At 69.7% G+C, this 16342-nt stretch carries 20 protein-coding genes; 12 read left to right on the forward strand and 8 right to left on the reverse strand.

The genetic code is table 11. The features are described 5' to 3' along the window. Positions 1-13 precede the first annotated feature (13 nt). The 5 genes from ABZ441_RS22945 to ABZ441_RS22965 all read right to left on the reverse strand — a co-directional run bounded on the left by ABZ441_RS22945 (position 14) and on the right by ABZ441_RS22965 (position 3476). Positions 14-238 carry a CDGSH iron-sulfur domain-containing protein gene (locus ABZ441_RS22945; RefSeq protein ID WP_358977280.1) on the reverse strand — a complete coding sequence of 75 codons (225 nt, stop codon included), beginning with the start codon at positions 236-238 and terminating at the stop codon, positions 14-16. After that, positions 222-905 carry a HemK2/MTQ2 family protein methyltransferase gene (locus ABZ441_RS22950; protein ID WP_358977282.1) on the reverse strand — a complete coding sequence of 228 codons (684 nt, stop codon included), beginning with the start codon at positions 903-905 and terminating at the stop codon, positions 222-224. The genes ABZ441_RS22945 and ABZ441_RS22950 overlap by 17 nt, the downstream gene beginning before the upstream one ends. A gap of 48 nt (positions 906-953) precedes the next feature. Next, the gene (locus ABZ441_RS22955; protein WP_358977284.1) at positions 954-1916 is read right to left on the reverse strand and encodes an iron-containing redox enzyme family protein; all 963 of its coding nucleotides are present in this window, start codon (positions 1914-1916) and stop codon (positions 954-956) included. A gap of 85 nt (positions 1917-2001) precedes the next feature. Continuing rightward, a complete protein-coding gene (locus ABZ441_RS22960) occupies positions 2002-3030 on the reverse strand; it encodes a PHP domain-containing protein (RefSeq protein WP_358977286.1) in 1029 nt (342 codons plus the stop codon). A 2-nt stretch (positions 3031-3032) separates the two neighbouring features. Beyond that, positions 3033-3476 (reverse strand): hypothetical protein, encoded by a 444-nt coding sequence (locus ABZ441_RS22965; RefSeq protein ID WP_358977289.1) that lies wholly within the window; start codon positions 3474-3476, stop codon positions 3033-3035. 123 nt (positions 3477-3599) lie between these two features. Between ABZ441_RS22965 and ABZ441_RS22970 the strand changes: the two genes are divergently transcribed. From ABZ441_RS22970 to ABZ441_RS23025, 12 genes are all read left to right on the forward strand, one after another. Further along, positions 3600-3920 (forward strand): gas vesicle protein, encoded by a 321-nt coding sequence (locus ABZ441_RS22970; RefSeq protein WP_358977291.1) that lies wholly within the window; start codon positions 3600-3602, stop codon positions 3918-3920. A 32-nt stretch (positions 3921-3952) separates the two neighbouring features. Beyond that, positions 3953-4402, forward strand: coding sequence for a gas vesicle protein GvpJ (gene gvpJ / locus ABZ441_RS22975; protein WP_358977293.1), 450 nt, complete (start codon positions 3953-3955; stop codon positions 4400-4402). A 3-nt stretch (positions 4403-4405) separates the two neighbouring features. Beyond that, positions 4406-5155 carry a GvpL/GvpF family gas vesicle protein gene (locus ABZ441_RS22980; RefSeq protein WP_358977295.1) on the forward strand — a complete coding sequence of 250 codons (750 nt, stop codon included), beginning with the start codon at positions 4406-4408 and terminating at the stop codon, positions 5153-5155. 1 nt (position 5156) lies between these two features. After that, on the forward strand, positions 5157-5411 hold the full coding sequence (locus ABZ441_RS22985) for a gas vesicle protein GvpG (protein ID WP_358977297.1): 255 nt from the start codon (positions 5157-5159) through the stop codon (positions 5409-5411). Positions 5412-5419: 8 nt separating this feature from the next. After that, positions 5420-6340, forward strand: a complete 921-nt coding sequence (locus ABZ441_RS22990) for a histone protein (RefSeq protein WP_358977299.1) — start codon at positions 5420-5422, stop codon at positions 6338-6340. Positions 6341-6346: 6 nt separating this feature from the next. Then, on the forward strand, positions 6347-7423 hold the full coding sequence (locus ABZ441_RS22995; protein ID WP_358977301.1) for an SRPBCC family protein: 1077 nt from the start codon (positions 6347-6349) through the stop codon (positions 7421-7423). After that, positions 7420-7773 (forward strand): gas vesicle protein, encoded by a 354-nt coding sequence (locus tag ABZ441_RS23000; RefSeq protein ID WP_358977303.1) that lies wholly within the window; start codon positions 7420-7422, stop codon positions 7771-7773. Before ABZ441_RS22995 ends, ABZ441_RS23000 begins: the two co-directional genes overlap by 4 nt. Before the next feature lie 19 nt (positions 7774-7792). Next, on the forward strand, positions 7793-8611 hold the full coding sequence (locus ABZ441_RS23005; RefSeq protein ID WP_358977305.1) for a GvpL/GvpF family gas vesicle protein: 819 nt from the start codon (positions 7793-7795) through the stop codon (positions 8609-8611). 2 nt (positions 8612-8613) lie between these two features. Beyond that, positions 8614-8841, forward strand: coding sequence for a gas vesicle protein (locus tag ABZ441_RS23010; RefSeq protein ID WP_073752302.1), 228 nt, complete (start codon positions 8614-8616; stop codon positions 8839-8841). Beyond that, positions 8838-9116, forward strand: a complete 279-nt coding sequence (locus ABZ441_RS23015; protein WP_358977308.1) for a gas vesicle protein K — start codon at positions 8838-8840, stop codon at positions 9114-9116. The genes ABZ441_RS23010 and ABZ441_RS23015 overlap by 4 nt, the downstream gene beginning before the upstream one ends. Before the next feature lie 118 nt (positions 9117-9234). After that, positions 9235-9390: a DUF6131 family protein gene (locus ABZ441_RS23020; protein ID WP_167359481.1), complete on the forward strand. Its 156-nt coding sequence runs from the start codon at positions 9235-9237 to the stop codon at positions 9388-9390. A gap of 139 nt (positions 9391-9529) precedes the next feature. Continuing rightward, positions 9530-11203 carry an MFS transporter gene (locus ABZ441_RS23025; protein WP_358977310.1) on the forward strand — a complete coding sequence of 558 codons (1674 nt, stop codon included), beginning with the start codon at positions 9530-9532 and terminating at the stop codon, positions 11201-11203. Positions 11204-11266: 63 nt separating this feature from the next. Here the strand turns inward: ABZ441_RS23025 and ABZ441_RS23030 are convergent, their stop codons facing one another. From ABZ441_RS23030 to ABZ441_RS23040, 3 genes are all read right to left on the reverse strand, one after another. Next, a complete protein-coding gene (locus ABZ441_RS23030) occupies positions 11267-11848 on the reverse strand; it encodes an N-acetylmuramoyl-L-alanine amidase (RefSeq protein WP_358977312.1) in 582 nt (193 codons plus the stop codon). Between the two features lie 101 nt (positions 11849-11949). Next, positions 11950-13242, reverse strand: coding sequence for an SWF or SNF family helicase (locus ABZ441_RS23035; RefSeq protein WP_358977314.1), 1293 nt, complete (start codon positions 13240-13242; stop codon positions 11950-11952). Further along, the gene (locus tag ABZ441_RS23040) at positions 13239-16121 is read right to left on the reverse strand and encodes a DEAD/DEAH box helicase (RefSeq protein WP_358977316.1); all 2883 of its coding nucleotides are present in this window, start codon (positions 16119-16121) and stop codon (positions 13239-13241) included. Before ABZ441_RS23040 ends, ABZ441_RS23035 begins: the two co-directional genes overlap by 4 nt. Between the last annotated feature and the right edge of the window lie 221 nt (positions 16122-16342).

Consider the following 16342-nt stretch of genomic DNA (forward strand, 5'->3'; position numbering starts at 1 on the left):
GCCCGCCGGGGCGTCAGTCCGCCGCACCGTTGTGCTCGCCCGGCCGCGTACGGCGTCGGTGGCTGGTGTCGCACCAGGGGTACATCCGGCTGCGTCGGCACATGCAGACGGCGACGGCGAACCGGTCGGAGACGGCCACACTGCCGTCCGGGCAGGTGATCTCTACGGGCCCCTCGACCAGCAGGGGCCCCTCGTCGCCGAGGGTGATCCGGCAAGGGCGTTCAGGCTTGTTCGGCACGGATGACCACCAGTTCCTCCGCTGTCTCTCCTTCGTCCACCAGCCCCGTGTCCCGGAGCCAGCGCAGTCTGGAACGCAGCACGGGTCCGAGCGGCACGAGCGCGCGGACACTGACCTGGGCCCGCAGTCCGGCGTCCGAGAGGTGCCGCAGGGTCACGTCGCTGTCGCACAGCCCCGAGTGCACCAGGAGGAGCCGGCCCCCGGGGCGCAGCGCGGCCGGGGCAGTCGCACAGACCCGGTCGAGGATGGCGCGGCCGTCGCACCCGGCCTCCCAGGCCCGCGCGGCGCCGTGCCCGGGCAGCCGGCCCACGGGCGACGGCACGTAGGGCGGGTTGCAGATCACCAGGTCGTAGGACCGGCCTGGCAGAGACGCGAGGAGATCACTGCGCTGCACGGTGATCCGCCGGCGGTGCAGCAGCGCGTTGAGCCTCGCAGTCATCACGGCCCGCCGTGCGATGTCCACGGCCGTCACCCGCGCACCCAGCTGGGCGGCGCGCAGAGCGAGCGCGCCGCTGCCCGTTCCGACGTCGAGCACCTCGGTGCCGGGGGCGATGGCCTCCTTGTCCAGCGCGGCCATCAGCAGGCGGGTGTCGTGCTGGGGCGCGTACACACCGGGGAGGGTCATCAGCCGGGTGTTACGGGTGTCTTCAGCCGTGTCTGCGGACATCTGCCACTCCATTCGTTGCCGGGCGGGCTCTGCGGATCAGTACGGGGCTCAGGTTTGCCAAGCCGCCAGCAGCCGTTCTCCGAGCCGCTCCTCGAGGTACGAGGTGGCGACGATGCCGAAAGCGATGTCGGCCGCCAGTTCGGGCTCGTCGTCGAGGAGTCCGCCGATCACGTCCCGGCGCACCACCTGCTCGTGCACCGCGTCCGCCTCGACGTGCTCCGTGTAGAAGAACTCCGCTGCGGGGCCCGCACCGGTGCGCTTCATGGCGTGGGCGAGACGACGCGAAGCGGGGGAGGAAGTGATCTCGACGGCGGCGAAGTGGCCCACCAGTGCTCCGCGCAGCCTGCGGTGCAGGCCGAACAGCGACATCTGGTTGACGAGGGCCAGCATGGGCGCGGAGCCCTCGTCCAGATACCGCCCGTAGGCGGTGTCGAGGCCCAGATCGGCCATGAGGCCGGCGAACAGCTGAGCATGGACGCGGTCCGCGCGCCCGGCGCCGAACTCGTCGTACTCGATCGCCGCCATGCCCGCCTTGGCCCGTCCACCGAGCCGGGGCAGCACCCAGGCGTGCGGGTCCGCCTCCTTGAGGTGGTAGAGCGAGCGCTGCACGGCGTAGTCGCGCAGGTGGCGCAGTTCGCCCCGGTCCTCGAGGAACCAGGAGACGCCGGATCCGCGGACCGGTTCCAGGAGCAGGCCGTCCAGGATGTCGTCCAGGCTCGCAGTCACCGTGGCATCGTGTCGCAGCGCCGTGAGGAAACGTTTCTCCATTGCGGCGCGTACCGCGAGCAGAGGCGGGTCCCACTCCAATTCGGAGCTCACACCGGCGAACCCGCGATAGTGCAGCTCGTAGCACACGTACAGGGCGAGCTGGAGATCGTCGCCATACGGCTCGGCACTCCCGGCGGCACCTGGATCGGGCAGGGCACCGTCGCCCCGCAGATAGGTGATCACCCCCGCGGAGAGCGCTCCGCGCGGTCGCGGCAGGAAAGGGCCTGTGCGGTGACGTGACATGGGTTTCCTCCTGCCCCGACATGCCCCGGATTCACACGGGCAACCGTGATCGACTGTACGCCGGACAGCCGCGACCGGCCTGTCCTCACCCGCGCCACCCGCGGCTCTTCTCCCTCGTCCAGTGCAGGAGCCGCTCCACGGGCCAGGAGGTGATGACCCGCTCCACGGGCACCCCGCACTCCTCCGCCCGCGCGCACCCGTACAGCTGCCAGTCCAACTGTCCCGGCGCATGCGCGTCGGTGTCGATCGAGAGCAGAGCACCCGACGCGACAGCTTGCCGGAGCAGATCGCGCGGCGGATCGAGCCGCTCCGGGCGGCAGTTGATCTCCACCGCGGTCCCGGCCTCGGCACACGCCGCGAACACCCGGCCGGCGTCGAACTCCGACTGCGGCCGCTTCTTCCCGCCCAGGAGCCGCCCTGTGCAGTGCCCCAGAACGTCCGCGTGCGGATTGCGTACGGCGGCGACCATCCGCCGGGTCATCGCCGCCGCGTCCATGCGCAGTTTCGAGTGGACCGAGACGACCACGACGTCGAGTCGCTCCAGTACCCCAGGGTCCTGGTCGAGCGATCCGTCCTCGAGAATGTCGCACTCGATCCCGGTGAGCAGCCGGAAGGGCGCCCACCGCTCGTTCAGCTCCGCCACGACGGACAACTGGTCGAGGAGGCGCTCGGTCGACAGACCGTTGGCCACGGTCAGCCTGGGGGAGTGGTCCGTGAGCACCGCCCACTCGTGGCCCAGCTCGATCGCAGTCCGGCCCATCTCCTCGATCGGGCTCCCTCCGTCGGACCAGTCGGAGTGCATGTGGCAGTCACCACGGAGGGCCGCGAGCAGCGCCTCACCACCCCGGGCCAACGGTGCCGACGCCTCCACCTCCAGCGCTTCGAGATAGGCGGGCGTCGCCCCCTCGGCCGCCTCACAGATCACCTTGGCGGTCTTGGGGCCGATTCCGCGCACCCTCTCCAGCGAACCGTGCGCAACCCGCTCGGCGACCTCCGACGCGTCCATGGCACCGACCGAGTCCGCAGCCGTGCGGAAGGCCTTGACCCGGTACGTGGCTGCCTGGGACCGCTCCAGGAGGAACGCGATGCGCCGCAGGGCGTCTACCGCATCCATCCTCAGGGCCTCTGGGTGTGGTCGGGGTGCCCGTGCGTGCGGCGGGCTTCCTTCATCTCCGCCTCGTACACATGGCGCCGCCCTCCGACGAGCTCCTGACGCACCTGCTTCTCGACCGCGACGAACGGCCGGTAGTACGTGTCGTCGTATGCCTCGACCAGTTGGAAGGTCCAGCGGCCGGGGACGACGTTGCGGCCCAGGATCTCCCGCTCCACCAGGTCCGCCTGCTCCGCGTGCCCACCCATTCGGAGCAGCTCGACCGCCCGGTCGAGCGTCAGGTCCGCACCGCCCGTGAGCTGATGGAAACCGTAGAGCTGCCCCCGGGCGCGCTCCACCTTCTCCAGCGCCTCCGTCAGCGCCCCGAGCGCCTCGACGGTCGTGTCACCGGTCCCGGACGGCCGTACGTGCTCTTCATCGGGCCCACTGGGGCCAGGGCGCTCGTTCATGGCTACGACTCTGACGCGTCCCGTGCGAGGAGTCCCGCCGGAACGCCGAAAGGGTGAGTGGCCCGCCGGCGTTCCGCCAGACGTCGAGATGCGCCGTGACCGATCCTGATGAGACTGGGTTCCATGGCAGAGAATCGTCGCGCCCGTTCCGGGCAGACAGCGAAAACCGCAGCCCCCCGCTCCTCGTCCCGACGCGGCCCCGAGCACGCTGCCCGCGCTGCCTGCGAGAGCTTGGAAAGACTGATCTGCCACGCCGCGGAGGGAGTGTCGTCCGTACGGCGGAAGGACGACGGATGGTGCGTCGTCGTCGACGTACTCGAAGTCCCCCGCATCCCGGACACCACGAGCCTGCTGGCCTCCTACGAGGTGCAGATCGACGAGCGGGGCGAACTCATGGAGTACAGCAGAGTCCGCCGCTACCGGCGTGGCTCCGCCGACGAATGACCCGTTTCGCCCCTCACCCGGAAGGACGCCCCATGACCACGACCATGTACGCCGACGAAGTCGCCCCGTGCCCGCCGAGGGCCGGCACGCTCTACGACGTTCTGGAACTCATCCTCGACCGGGGCATGGTCATCGACGTGTTCATCCGGGTGTCGCTGGTCGGCATCGAGATCCTCAAGATAGACGCGCGCATCGTCGTCGCGAGTGTGGACACCTACCTGCGGTTCGCCGAGGCGTGCAACCGGCTCGACCTGGAGCGCGACTCGGGCAGCACCACCATCCCCGAACTGCTCGGCGGAGGAGTCGCCAAGTCGGTCGGCAAGCGCAAGGTGCGCAAGGCGGCCGAGTCCGTCGGTGACACCATGCGCAAGGCGGTGGGGGGCGGCGACGACGACGAGGACGACGGCCAGGAGGAACGGCCGAGGAAGCGCCGGGCACCCGCACGCGACGGGTCGAGCCGACGCCGACGTGCGGAGGCCTGAGCCGTGACCGAGAACGGCGTGTACGTCTACGCGTTCGTCCCGGAAGCCGGGGCGCTGCCGGCCGACATGGTCGGAGTGGGCAGCCCTCCGGCCCCCCTGCGGCTGGTGGGTGAGGGACGTGTCACCGCGGTCGTGAGCAACGCCCCACCGCAACTGCGCGCCAGACGCAGGGACCTGATGGCTCACCAGGAAGTGCTCCTCCGTCTCTCGGACAGAGGTCCCGTGCTGCCCATGCGGTTCGGCGCGATCGCACCGGACGAGGAGTCCGTGCGTGCCCAGCTGACCGGATCGCAGGCGGAGCACCTCGCCACGCTGAGCCATCTGGAGGGAGGCGTCGAGATCAACCTCAAGGCACTCCCCGCCCAGAACGCGCTCGCGGCCGTCGTCGCGGAGGAGAAGAACGTACGACGGTTGCGCGAGGCGGTCCGCAGACGCCCCGACTACGAGGCGAACGTCAGGCTCGGCGAGGCCGTTGCCACCGCTCTGTCACGCCGGGCAGCCGATGCGGGGAAGAAGGTCCTGCACAGGCTCACGCCCATGGCCCGTGCGGTGGCCACCGGGCCGGAGGTCCACGGCTGCGCACTCAACGTGTCGTTCCTCGTCGACCGTAGCGAGAGCGACGCCTTCCGGGCTACGGCACAGCGGTTCGCCGACGCGCATCGCGCACACGTCGAACTCCGCGTCGCGGGGCCGCTGCCCTGCTACAGCTTCGTCTCATCCCGCAACCTCCGGCCATCGGTCGCAGGGAGTTGAGATGGGACTGTTCACCGGCCTTCTCCTGCTGCCCCTCGCACCGGTCCGCGGCGTCGCCTGGGTCGCGGAGAAGGTCAACGATGTCGCTGACCGCGAGCTCCACGACCCCGGCGTGATCCGGTCTCAGCTCGCCGCACTGAACCAGGAGCTCGAGGACGGCAACGTCAGCCTGGAGGAGTTCGAACGTGAAGAGGAGGAGCTGCTCGACCGGCTCCATGCCGGACGAGTCCGCCCCGCGCCGAACCATCGAAGGTGACTCAACCCATGGAAGATCAGACGAAGGTGACGCTCGCAGCAGCTGTGGTGGGCGGATACGTACTCGGAAGGACGAAGAAGGGCCGTCTGGCGCTCTCCGTCGCGACCTATCTCGCGGGCAGGCGCTTCGGCCTGGAACCGCGCCAGCTCGCCGCCGAAGGCATGCGCAGGCTGGGTGAGATGCCGCAGTTCGCGGAATTGCAGGACCAGTTGAGGGGTGAGGTCCTCGATTCCGGCAGGAAGGCTCTGACGGCTGCGGCGGACCGGGGCATGAACTCGCTCGCGGATGTCATCAGCGACCGGACCGCGCGGCTGGGGGAGTCCGGCCGACGGGACGAGGAAGAAGAGGACGAGGAGTACGAGGGCGAGTACGACGAGGAAGAGCCCGAGGACGAGGAAGAGCAATTCGAGGACGAGGAGGAGTACGAGGAGGAGGAGCCGGAAGAGGAGGAAGAGCCGGAAGAGGAGGAAGAGCCGGAAGACGAGGAAGAGCCAGAAGACGAGGAAGAGGAGCAGGAAGAGGAAGAAGAGCCCGAGGAGCCGCGGCCGAGCGCTCGCCGGGGCGAGTCCTCCGGAGAGGCACCCGGGGGCAGGGCAGGCAAGAAGGCAGCGGCGAAGAAGCAGCCCGCCGCGAAGAAGGCTGCCCCCAAGAAAACCCCGGAGAAGGCCGCGTCCAGGAAGCCCGCGGCGAAGAAGACCGCTGCCAAGAAGGCAGCGCCGGCCAAGAAGGCGGCACCGGCCAAGAAGGCGGCACCGGCCAAAAAGGCAGCAGCCAAGAAGTCCGCACCGGCCAAGAAGTCCGCAGCCCGGAAGGCGCCTGCCAAGAAGTCGGCTCCGGCGAAGAAGTCGACGGCCAAGAAGAGCGCTTCAGCCAAGAAGACGACGTCATCGAAGCGAGCCGCGTCTCAGCGCGGCGGACGGCGGAGGTAGGCAGTCATGGCCAGGACGGACAAGGACGAACCCGACGCGGAGAGCTCGGGCATGGACCGCCTTCGCGAGGAGCTCTCGGGCTTTGTCGGGGCACAGACCGAGAAGCTCGCCCAGAAGGCCGGGGACAAGCTGACCGGGCTCACAGGGCAGCTCACCGACATCGCCGACAACGGCGGTGCGCTGCCATCGATCGCGTCTCGCGTCATGCAGGGCGAATCACCGGTGAAGGCCTTCGTCTCGGAGAAGGCCGGGAGTGCGAAGGACAAGGTCGTGGACAAGGCCAAGGAAGCGTTCGGAGGTGGAAAGGGCAAGAGCAAGCCCGGCGGAGGCAAGTCCATGAACATCATCGAAGTGCTCGACGTAGGCGTGCCCCTCCGTACCGCTTACGACTTCTGGACGCAGTACGACCAGTTCAGCAGCTTCACGAAGGGCGTGCAGAGCGTCTCGATGGACGAGGAGATGTCGAGCGACTGGAAGGTCAAGATCGGCCCCTCCTCCCGCAGCTTCAAAGCGACCGTCCAGGAGCAGGTGCCGGACGACCGCATCGTGTGGACCTCCGAGGGGGCCAAGGGGTCCACTCGTGGCTGTGTCAGCTTCCACGAACTGGCGCCGAGCCTCACCCGGATCGTCCTGGTGGTGGAGTACTACCCGTCTGGATTCTTCGAGAAGACGGGAAATCTGTGGCGGGTGCAGGGCCGCCGCATGCGACTCGACTTCAAACTCTTCCAGAAGTACGTCACGCTCACCGACGAGGAGCCCGAGAGTTGGCGCGGTGAGATCCGCGACGGTGAAGTCGTCGTGTCTCACGAAGAGGCCATGGAGAAGGAGGAAGCCGAGGGCGAGGAGCCCGAAGACTCCGAGTACGAGGATGACGAGGAGCCGGAGGACGAGGGCGAGGGCGAGGAGTACGAGGACGACGAGGAGTACGACGAGGACGAAGAGGAACCGGAAGAGGAGGACGGCGAGGACGAGGAAGAGGACGAGGAAGAGGACGAGGAAGAGGGCGATGACGAGGAGGAGGAGCCCGAGGAGGAAGAGGAAGCTCCTGCGCGCCGGAGGCCTCGGCGGAAGGCGTCACGGTGACCGAACTCGAACTCGAGCAGCAGGCGTACCCCATTCCGGGGCCGCCGAACTCCAACCTCGCCGACATCCTTGAACGTGTCCTCGACAAGGGCATCGTCATCGCGGGTGACATCAAGATCGACCTGCTCGACATCGAACTTCTGACCATCCGGCTCCGCCTGTTCGTCGCATCCGTGGATACCGCGAAGAAGGCCGGAATCGACTGGTGGGAGACCGATCCGGCACTGAGCTCGCGGGCCGCGCGCGACTCACTCCTTGACGAGAACCGCGAACTGCGCGAGCGCCTGGAAGCGCTCGAGTCCAAGACCGACGAGAGTCGAACGACCGATGAGACGTCGAACGACCGATGAGCGAGGAGAATCGAGCCACATGACGGAGCGGGGAGCCGAACAGGCGGCGGACGAGAGCGCCCTGTACGTATTCGCGGTGTGTGACGCGCCCGATCCGGCGGCCTTGCTCCGCCTTCCGGGTGTCGCGGTGGGCACACCTCCGCGTCCGCTGCGGTTCGGTGGGCTGACCGCGATCGTCCAGACCGTCCGAGCGTCCGAATTCACCGACGAGGCGTGGCAGGCCCGGATGTCCGACCGGGACGAGCTCGAACGCTGCGCACGCGCGCATCACGACGTGGTGTCCGCGGTCGCCGTTTCGTGTCCCACCGTTCCCCTCCCCCTGGCCACCCTCTACCACGACGACGAGCGGGCCCGGCAGGCACTTCTCGGCGAGACCGAGCGATTCCGTGCTGCTCTGGAGCGCACCGCGGGCCACCGCGAGTGGGGTGTGAAGGTCTACGCGACCGAGTCGCCGGTGCCGGACCCGAACCCCGTTCCTTCCCGTGCGGAGACGCCGGCCGCACGCTCACGCCCGGCTCCCGGAGCCGGCCTCGCCTATCTGGAGCGCAAGCGAGGAGTGCAGGCGCGGCGTGAGCGGCGGCACGAAGACGCCCTGAGGGTCGCCGAAGCCGTGGACTCCGCGTTCCAGAACCTCGCCGCCTCGGGGCGCAGGCTGCGGCTGCACTCACCCGAGCCGGCAGGGCAGAGCCGCGTGCAGGTGCTCAACGCCACCTACCTGGTGGCGGAGCACCGCACAGCGGAACTCGACGCGCTCAGCCGGACACTGCGGGACGAGACCGGTGCCCGGATCGAACTTTCCGGGCCGTGGGTGCCGTACTCGTTCGTCGGCGAGGTGTAGGCGTGCAACGCGAAGTGGTCCCCTGGGACAACCCCGAGCCTCTGAGCGGCCCCATCGGCGTGCCGCTGGTCGACCTGCTGGACCGGGTGCTGGCGACCGGCGTGGTGATCAGCGGCGACCTCGTGATCGCGATCGCGGACGTCCCGCTCGTGCGGCTGTCACTCCACGCCCTGCTCTCCTCCGTCAACGAACGTGTCCCGGCCCCCTGGGCGGACGGAGGCCCCCTGTGACGGCCTCGCGACTCGATGTCGACTCCGACCAGCTGGGGCGGGACCTCGTGGCGCTCGTGCTGACCGTGGTGGAACTCCTGCGGCAGCTCATGGAACGCCAGGCCATCCGCCGTATCGATCAGGGGGACCTCACCGACGGCCAGGTGGACGAGATCGGGACCACGCTGATGCTGCTCGACCAGCGGATGGCTGAGCTCTGTGAGCAGCACGGGGTGCGTCCTGAGGACCTCAACCTCGATCTCGGCCCGCTGGGGACTCTGCTGCCCCGGGATTGACGTACGACGGACCTTGACGGCAGCGGATCGGTGGGGTTCTGGGCATGGCTGCCGATCAGGGCATATCCTCACTTATATCCCTCCTCTTCGAGGAGGGGTGCTGCGATCGGAGGCAGCCATGATCATCATCGGAGCCATCCTTCTCATCCTCGGCCTGGTGACGGGCCTGGGGGTCCTGTGGACCATCGGGATCATCCTGCTCGTGATCGGGCTCGCCCTGTGGCTCCTCGGGGCAGTGGGCCACGCGGTCGGAGGCCGCCGTCACTACTGGTAGTTCCCGGCAGTCCCGCGGAGGGCCTGTCCCGGACGCGGTCCGCGCCCGTGCCGTGTGATCGATTGGCGGCCCTGTCCGGTCCGTCCTAACGTCGATGAGTGAACGTTTCGTTCGCTGAAGACGTACGGCACACACAGCTATGACCGGATCCCGAGGGAAGTCCGCGCCCCTTGCCGAAGCCCCGGAGCGGGGCCACGGCAAGGGAATAGCGCTGTTCATCATCGCCTCGTGTCAGTTGATGGTGGTTCTCGACATCACCATCGTGAACATCGCCCTGCCGCACATTCAGACCTCGCTCGGCTTCTCGACCGAGAACCTGTCGTGGGTCATCAACGCCTACACCCTGACCTTCGGCGGGCTGCTCCTGCTCGGAGGCCGGCTGGGGGACATCCTCGGGCGCCGCAGGGTCTTCGTCTTCGGGGTGCTGCTCTTCGTGCTGGCCTCGCTGCTGGGCGGCCTCTCGCAGGAGTCCTGGCAACTGCTCGCCGCACGGGCGCTCCAGGGCGTGGGCGGTGCGATCGCCTCACCGACGGCACTCTCCCTCATCACCACGACCTTCCGCGAAGGACCCGAGCGGAACCGGGCGTTCGGTGTGTTCGCCGCCGTGTCCGCCGGCGGAAGCGCGATCGGCCTGCTCGCCGGCGGCTTGCTGGTGGAGTGGCTCGACTGGCGTTGGGTCCTCTTCGTCAACGTGCCGATCGGCCTGCTGATCGCCCTCGCGACGCCGCGGTACATCAAAGAGTCCGAACGCCACCCCGGCCACTTCGACCTTCTCGGGGCGCTCACCTCTACGCTCGGCATGGTGCTGCTCGTCTACGGTTTCATCAGGGCTTCCGAGGACGGCTGGACGGACACCCTGACCATCGGGGCCTTCGTGGGCGCAGTGGTCTTCCTCCTGGTCTTCCTGGCCGTCGAGCGTCGGTCGAGGCAGCCCATCACCCCCCTGCACATGTTCGGTGACCGCAACCGCGCCGGCGCCTACGGGATGATGCTGAGTCTGGCCGCGGCGATGTTCGGCATGTTCTTCTTCCTCACCCTCTTCGTGCAGAACATCCTCGACTTCAGCCCGTTGCGCGCCGGGCTCGCCTTCCTGCCGGTCAGCGTGATCATCGCGATCAGTGCGGGTCTCGCCTCGCAGTTGCTGCCCAGATGGGGTCCCAAGCCCTTCATGGTGGCGGGCGCGATCCTGGCGGCGGTGGGACTCGGCTGGCTCACGATGACCGATGTCGACAGCACGTACCTGGGCAGTATCCTCGGCCCCATTCTCGTCTTCGGTTTCGGCATGGGCATGCAATTCGTGTCCCTGACACTGATGGCGGTCTCAGGTGTCGTGCCCAGAGAGGCGGGAGCCGCGTCCGGGGTCCTCAACGCCACCCAGCAGGTAGGTGGTTCGCTGGGCCTGTCCATCCTGGTGACCGTGTTCGGTACGGCGAGTCGCAACGAGGCGACGGATCAGATACCCCGCTTCCTCGCCGAGGCGACCCCGGCTCAGCAGTTGGAGTTCCGCAGGACAGGGGAACTTCCCCCGCCGTGGGGCGACCAGGTACTGGCCTCGGGTGTCTCGAGCGCGTTCGTCGCCGCCGCCGTCTTCTCCGTCGTGGCCGCGCTGATCGCACTGCTGGTCATCCAGGTCCGGTCCTCCGACCTGGACCGACTGCGGGGCGGAGGGGCCGTGGGGCCACCGGATGCCGGGGGAGTGGATGCCCCCGAGGCGGCCGGGGGAGCACCGGACGGGGGCCGCGCCGATGGCCGGGACGGCGGAGTTCCGACTCGCGAACGAGGTGAAGGGGAAGGCGCCCCTCCACCTGGATGAGCGCGGGCCGTTCGCCGGTCCCGGGCATGCCGGCCTCTTCGCCTCAGCGTCTGCCGCAGGGGCTCAGACCAGGTTGACGAGACGGATGTAGCGCACCCAGTCCCAATTGACCCCGGGGTCGGTGTGGTCGCTGCCCGGCACCTCGTGGTGGCCGATGATGTGCGCACGGTCCTTGGTCAGACCGTAGCGGTCGCAGATGTCCGCCGTGAGCCTCGCCGATTGTTCGTACATCGCGTGCGTGAAGTACGAGGGCTGATCGACCCACCCCTCGTGCTCGATCCCGATGCTGCCGGTGTTGTAGTCCCAGTTCCCCGCGTGCCAGGCGATGTCCCGCTCCCGCACGCACTGGGCCACGAAGCCGTCGCCCGAGCGCACCACGTAGTGGGCGGAGACCTGTTTGGCCGGATTCTGGAAGATGCCGATCGTCTCGGTGAACGTCTGCTGGGCGACATGGATGATGACGCGGTTGACCGGATACGCCGAAGGGCGGCTCGAAACGGTGTAGTTGGACGTCGATGCCGGGGACCACTGTGCCCCCGGGTAGTCCGTGACCGCCGTGGGGGCGGCCACGGCCCGGACGGAAGCCGGGAGTAGCGCCGCGGCTGCGGTGACCGCGGCGCCCTGAAGAATCCGTCTGCGCTGCATCAGCACTCCTGGGGGTGGGGGTGTCCGTCTAGGGCACAACACGCGCCGCCCCACCGTACGGTTCCGTGCGAACCGAGTCAGGAGTGCCGAGTGCCTGCCCGTCAGGAACCGGACAGCACACCGGCCAGGGCGGACGCCGGATCGTCCTCCGCCGGCCCGGCCGGCACCCACCGGCCCCGCTCCTTGACGTACGGCCACCATCGCCCCTCGCGCCCGTACCTCAGCTGTGCACCCGAACCGACCACGGTCCAGCGGTTTTCGGCGGCACGGAAGTGCGGAGCTTCGCCCTCCTCCCATGCCCCGGCGATCTGTGCCCGGGCACGGGCGAGGTCCTCCGGGCCGGGCAGCCACTCCTCCTCACACACGGCCAGCGCGGCCGGCCCGCCGAACCGCCACGCCCGCACGGCGGTGTCGAGCCCGCTCGGGCCGCGGCCGGCGGCCGTGCCCAGACGCGCAGCGAGGCGGGGGCCCGGCCGGCCTTCGGCAGCCAGCCGCACGGCGTCCTGCCGCGGTGTCAGGGCGGGCGCCGGAGGCTGCTGTTCGTGACCCGGGGTGAGTGCCTCCGCCAGCATCGTGAACGCCCGTACGGCGCTGTCCGCCGCCAGGAACTCCAGGGCCGAGGGGTCGATGCCCGCGCCCGGGGCCGTCTCCGTGTCCAGCGAGGGCGACATGCCCGGCTCCGCGGGCAGGGGCGGGGGAGGGGGCAGCGCGGGCAGAATGCCGCGCGCCGCGTACGCCTCGTCGGCCCGCACGCCCCGAGCCGCCGCCTCGTCGGCCGGACCCTCCGCGGACGCGTCGCCGTCCGGCCCACGGACGGCACGAGCGGCGCTTCGCTCCTGCAACTCGTCGAGCAGCCGACGCTCGTCGCGGCCCCGCAACAGCAGCAGCACGAACGGATCCTGGTCGAGCAGCCGGGCCACCTGGTAGCACAGGGCACCCGAATGCGGACAGTGGTCCCAGGCCTCGCAGCTGCACTCCGGCTCCAGGTCGCCGATGCCCGGCAGCAGGTCGAGGCCCGCAGCGGCCGCGTCCTCCACCAGGTGCGTCGGCATCTCACGGTCGAGGAGGGCGGCGATGTGCCCGGAGCGCTCGGACGCCATGTCCAGGAAGCGGCCCCAGTCCTCCTCGCTCAGCTCCTGGAGCAGTACGTCACTGCGGTAATCCGTCGAATCGCGGTCCCGCACGACCGCGGTCAGCCGGCCCGGCCGGACGGACACCGCGCCGACCCTGCCCTCGCGGGCCAGCCTCCGTCCCGCTTTCAGCTGCTGACCGTCGAGCGCCGTGTCCTCCAACGCCTTCAGCCACGCCCGCCCCCACCAGGACGACGCGAAGCCACGGCCCTGTGCGGGCGGCAGCGCGGCAAACGTACGCTCCGGCTCGTAGCTCCCGTTCATCGTGCGCTCCCCCGCAGTTCGACCAGCTCGGCCAGTTCCGCATCGCTCAGTTCCGTCAGCGCGGCCTCACCGCTGCCGAGCACCGCGTCCGCGAGGCCCTGCTTCCGGGCCAGCATGGCTGCGATCCTGTCCTCGACGGTGCCCTCGGCGATCAGCCGGTGCACCTGCACCGGCTGGGTCTGTCCGATCCGGTACGCACGGTCGGTGGCCTGCGCCTCCACGGCCGGATTCCACCAGCGGTCGAAGTGCACGACATGACCTGCCCGGGTGAGGTTGAGCCCCGTCCCCGCGGCCTTCAGCGACAGCAGGAACACCGGTGCCTCGCCCGCCTGGAAGCGATTCACCATCGTCTCCCGCACTGCGACCGGGGTACCGCCGTGCAGGAACTGGGTGCGGATCCCGCGTGCCGCCAGATGCTGCTCCAGCAGCCGCGCCATCTGCACGTACTGGGTGAACACCAGCACGCTCGCATCCTCGGCGAGGATGGTGTCGAGCAGCTCGTCCAACAGCTCCACCTTCCCCGAGCGGTCCACGATCCGCGGCCGTTCCTCCTTGAGGTACTGCGCCGGGTGGTTGCAGATCTGCTTGAGGGCCGTCAGCAGTTTCATGACCAGTCCGCGCCGTGCGAAACCGTCCGCACCGGCGATCGCGTCCAGCGTCTCGCGTACCACCGCCTCGTACAGACCGGTCTGCTCCGCGGTGAGTGACACGGCGCGGTCCGTCTCCGTCTTCGGGGGCAGCTCGGGCGCGATGCCGGGGTCGGACTTGCGGCGACGCAGCAGGAACGGACGTACCAGGGAGGCGAGCCGCTCGGCCGCGGCCGGGTCGTCGCCGCCCTCCACCGCGCTCGCGTAGCGGCTACGGAACGCGCCGAGCCGCCCGAGCAGTCCGGGGGTCGTCCAGTCGAGGATCGCCCACAGTTCGGAGAGGTTGTTCTCCACCGGGGTTCCGGTGAGGGCGATGCGGCCCCGCCCGCCGATGGTGCGCAGCTGCTTCGCGGTCGCCGAGTGCGGATTCTTGACGTGCTGCGCCTCGTCGGCGACGACCATGCCCCAGGAGCCCTCGGCCAGCCGCGCCGCGTCGAGACGCATCGTGCCGTAGGTGGTCAGGACGAACTCGCCGTCCGCCAGGCCCTCCAGAGAGCGTGACCCGCCGTGGAAGCGGCGTACGGGAGTGCCGGGGGCGAACTTCTCGATCTCCCGCTGCCAGTTGCCCATGAGGGAGGTGGGGCACACCACGAGCGTGGGGCCCGCAGCCGACGCGACGCCCTGCCGGTGCAGGTGGAGCGCGATCAGCGTGATCGTCTTGCCGAGTCCCATGTCGTCGGCGAGGCAGCAGCCGAGGCCCAGCGAGGTCATGGTGTGAAGCCAGTTCATGCCGCGCAGCTGGTAGTCGCGCAGGCTCGCGTCGAGCGCCTCCGGCTGTCCGACCGTCCGGCGGTCGCCTGTCTCAGGGTCGGCGATCCTCTCGCGCAGCTGCTCGAGCCAGCCCGTCGCGGCCACCTCCACCCGGTGGCCGTCGACGTCGGTGGTTCCGGTCAGAACGGCCCCCAGCGCGTCGATGGGGGTCACTGTGCGGTCCCGGGTCTCCCGGGCGCGCCGGGCGTCCTCCGGGTCGAGGAGAACCCACTGGTCACGCAGTCTGACCAGCGGTCTGCGCGCCTCGGCCAGGCGGTCGAGCTCCGCCCTGCTCAGGTTCGTGTCGCCCAGCGCGAACCGCCAGTCGAACGCGAGCAGTGCGTCGGCCGACATGAAGGACGGCGTGTCCGATTCGGAGCGTGCGGCGGTCCCCCTGTCCTCGGGCGGGCCGATCACCGCTCGCGCGGTGAGCTTCCTCGCCAGCTCCTTGGGCCAGTGCACCTGGACACCTGTCGCGGCGAGGTCTCGGGAGGCCGGGCCCAGCAGCTCCGCGATCTCCTCGTCAGCAGGCTCGACGGCGTCCGGGACAGCGGCCGACAGAAGGGGTGCCAGCGGAGGCCAGGCGCGGGCGGCGCGTCGCAGGGCGAGCAGAGCGTCCATCCGGGCGCGCGGACCGAAGAGCGACGCTGCGGAGGAGCGGTCGGCCCACACATCCGCCGCGTCGGCGACCTGGGCGGGGTCCTGGACGCTGTGGATCTGAAGGACCGCGCGGAACGAGGGCGTGCCGCCCGCGTCGTCCCCGGCACCCTCCGCGTGCGCGGTGTCGGCGAGCCCCGAGACCTCGATCCGCAGCGAGAGCCGCACGCCGGCGTCATGGCCCGCCGCCACATCGGCCGCCCACGGACCGAGCCCGGGCAGATGCTCCGCGGTCCGGGCTGCGAACGCCGGTGAGCCCGCCACGAATTCGGCCGCCGGCGTCCGCGGGATCGTGTCCACCACCGCGTCGATGAACGACCGCAGCAACGACTCCGGCTCTGCGAGCAGTACGGGAGCGGCCGTCGCGTCGAGCGGCACCGCGTGGGCGTCGGGCGGCATGGAAGCCGCCAGTACCCGGATCCGTTCGAGATCGTCCGCGGTCAGCGGGCCGGCACGCCACGCATCGTGTTCCGTTGGACTCAGCCCGGGCAGCAGCAGTCCGCGGGCCACGAGTTGGAGCGCCAGCACTCCGGCCGCGCCCCAGAAGGCCGAGGACGGGGAGGCATGGGCGCCCTTCCGCGCCCGTGTGAGTACCGGCAGTGCGTCCCGCACGGGCAACAGAATCGCCGGGACCACGTACGGGCGGACGTCGCCGCCCAAGACCGTCAGCTCCGCCGGACTCCCTGGATCACCAGGAGGGGTGCTACCGTCCGCATTCCAGAACGCGATCAGGCCGGTACGGGCCGGATCCGCGGGGAGGAAGACTGCGGAGCAGCGGGACAGTTCAGAGAACTCGTTGAGTGTTGCCGCAGGGAGCCTGTGCACAGCGATGTCAGATTCCTCAAATTTGACTAGTGAGCCCGGGGTCGCCGAGGGTACTCCACCCACGGCCCGTCCCGGGAGAAATGCCCTGTGATCCACTTCACTCATTTCTGCCTTCTGAAGCTTGGGGTGCGGCCCGCACCACCGCCGGACACGGGGGATTCCCCCCGCACGGCCGGGGTGATGGCGCCATGGTTGCCGCAGGCCCGCCCTCCGTACGTTTG

The organism is Streptomyces sp. NPDC005752 (assembly GCF_040630715.1).
Lineage (GTDB): Bacteria > Actinomycetota > Actinomycetes > Streptomycetales > Streptomycetaceae > Streptomyces.

Excerpts from the sequence above, each read along its gene's own strand:
- ABZ441_RS22960 (WP_358977286.1), bottom strand. The coding sequence starts at position 3,030 with ATGGATGCGGTAGACGCCCTGCGGCGCATCGCGTTCCTCCTGGAGCGG.
- ABZ441_RS23030 (WP_358977312.1), bottom strand. The coding sequence starts at position 11,848 with ATGCAGCGCAGACGGATTCTTCAGGGCGCCGCGGTCACCGCAGCCGCG.
- ABZ441_RS23035 (WP_358977314.1), bottom strand. The coding sequence starts at position 13,242 with ATGAACGGGAGCTACGAGCCGGAGCGTACGTTTGCCGCGCTGCCGCCC.
- ABZ441_RS22970 (WP_358977291.1), top strand. The coding sequence starts at position 3,600 with ATGGCAGAGAATCGTCGCGCCCGTTCCGGGCAGACAGCGAAAACCGCA.
- ABZ441_RS22990 (WP_358977299.1), top strand. The coding sequence starts at position 5,420 with ATGGAAGATCAGACGAAGGTGACGCTCGCAGCAGCTGTGGTGGGCGGA.
- ABZ441_RS22955 (WP_358977284.1), bottom strand. The coding sequence starts at position 1,916 with ATGTCACGTCACCGCACAGGCCCTTTCCTGCCGCGACCGCGCGGAGCG.
- ABZ441_RS22965 (WP_358977289.1), bottom strand. The coding sequence starts at position 3,476 with ATGAACGAGCGCCCTGGCCCCAGTGGGCCCGATGAAGAGCACGTACGG.
- ABZ441_RS22995 (WP_358977301.1), top strand. The coding sequence starts at position 6,347 with ATGGCCAGGACGGACAAGGACGAACCCGACGCGGAGAGCTCGGGCATG.
- ABZ441_RS23025 (WP_358977310.1), top strand. The coding sequence starts at position 9,530 with ATGACCGGATCCCGAGGGAAGTCCGCGCCCCTTGCCGAAGCCCCGGAG.
- gvpJ (WP_358977293.1), top strand. The coding sequence starts at position 3,953 with ATGACCACGACCATGTACGCCGACGAAGTCGCCCCGTGCCCGCCGAGG.
- ABZ441_RS22950 (WP_358977282.1), bottom strand. The coding sequence starts at position 905 with ATGTCCGCAGACACGGCTGAAGACACCCGTAACACCCGGCTGATGACC.
- ABZ441_RS23020 (WP_167359481.1), top strand. The coding sequence starts at position 9,235 with ATGATCATCATCGGAGCCATCCTTCTCATCCTCGGCCTGGTGACGGGC.
- ABZ441_RS23005 (WP_358977305.1), top strand. The coding sequence starts at position 7,793 with ATGACGGAGCGGGGAGCCGAACAGGCGGCGGACGAGAGCGCCCTGTAC.
- ABZ441_RS22985 (WP_358977297.1), top strand. The coding sequence starts at position 5,157 with ATGGGACTGTTCACCGGCCTTCTCCTGCTGCCCCTCGCACCGGTCCGC.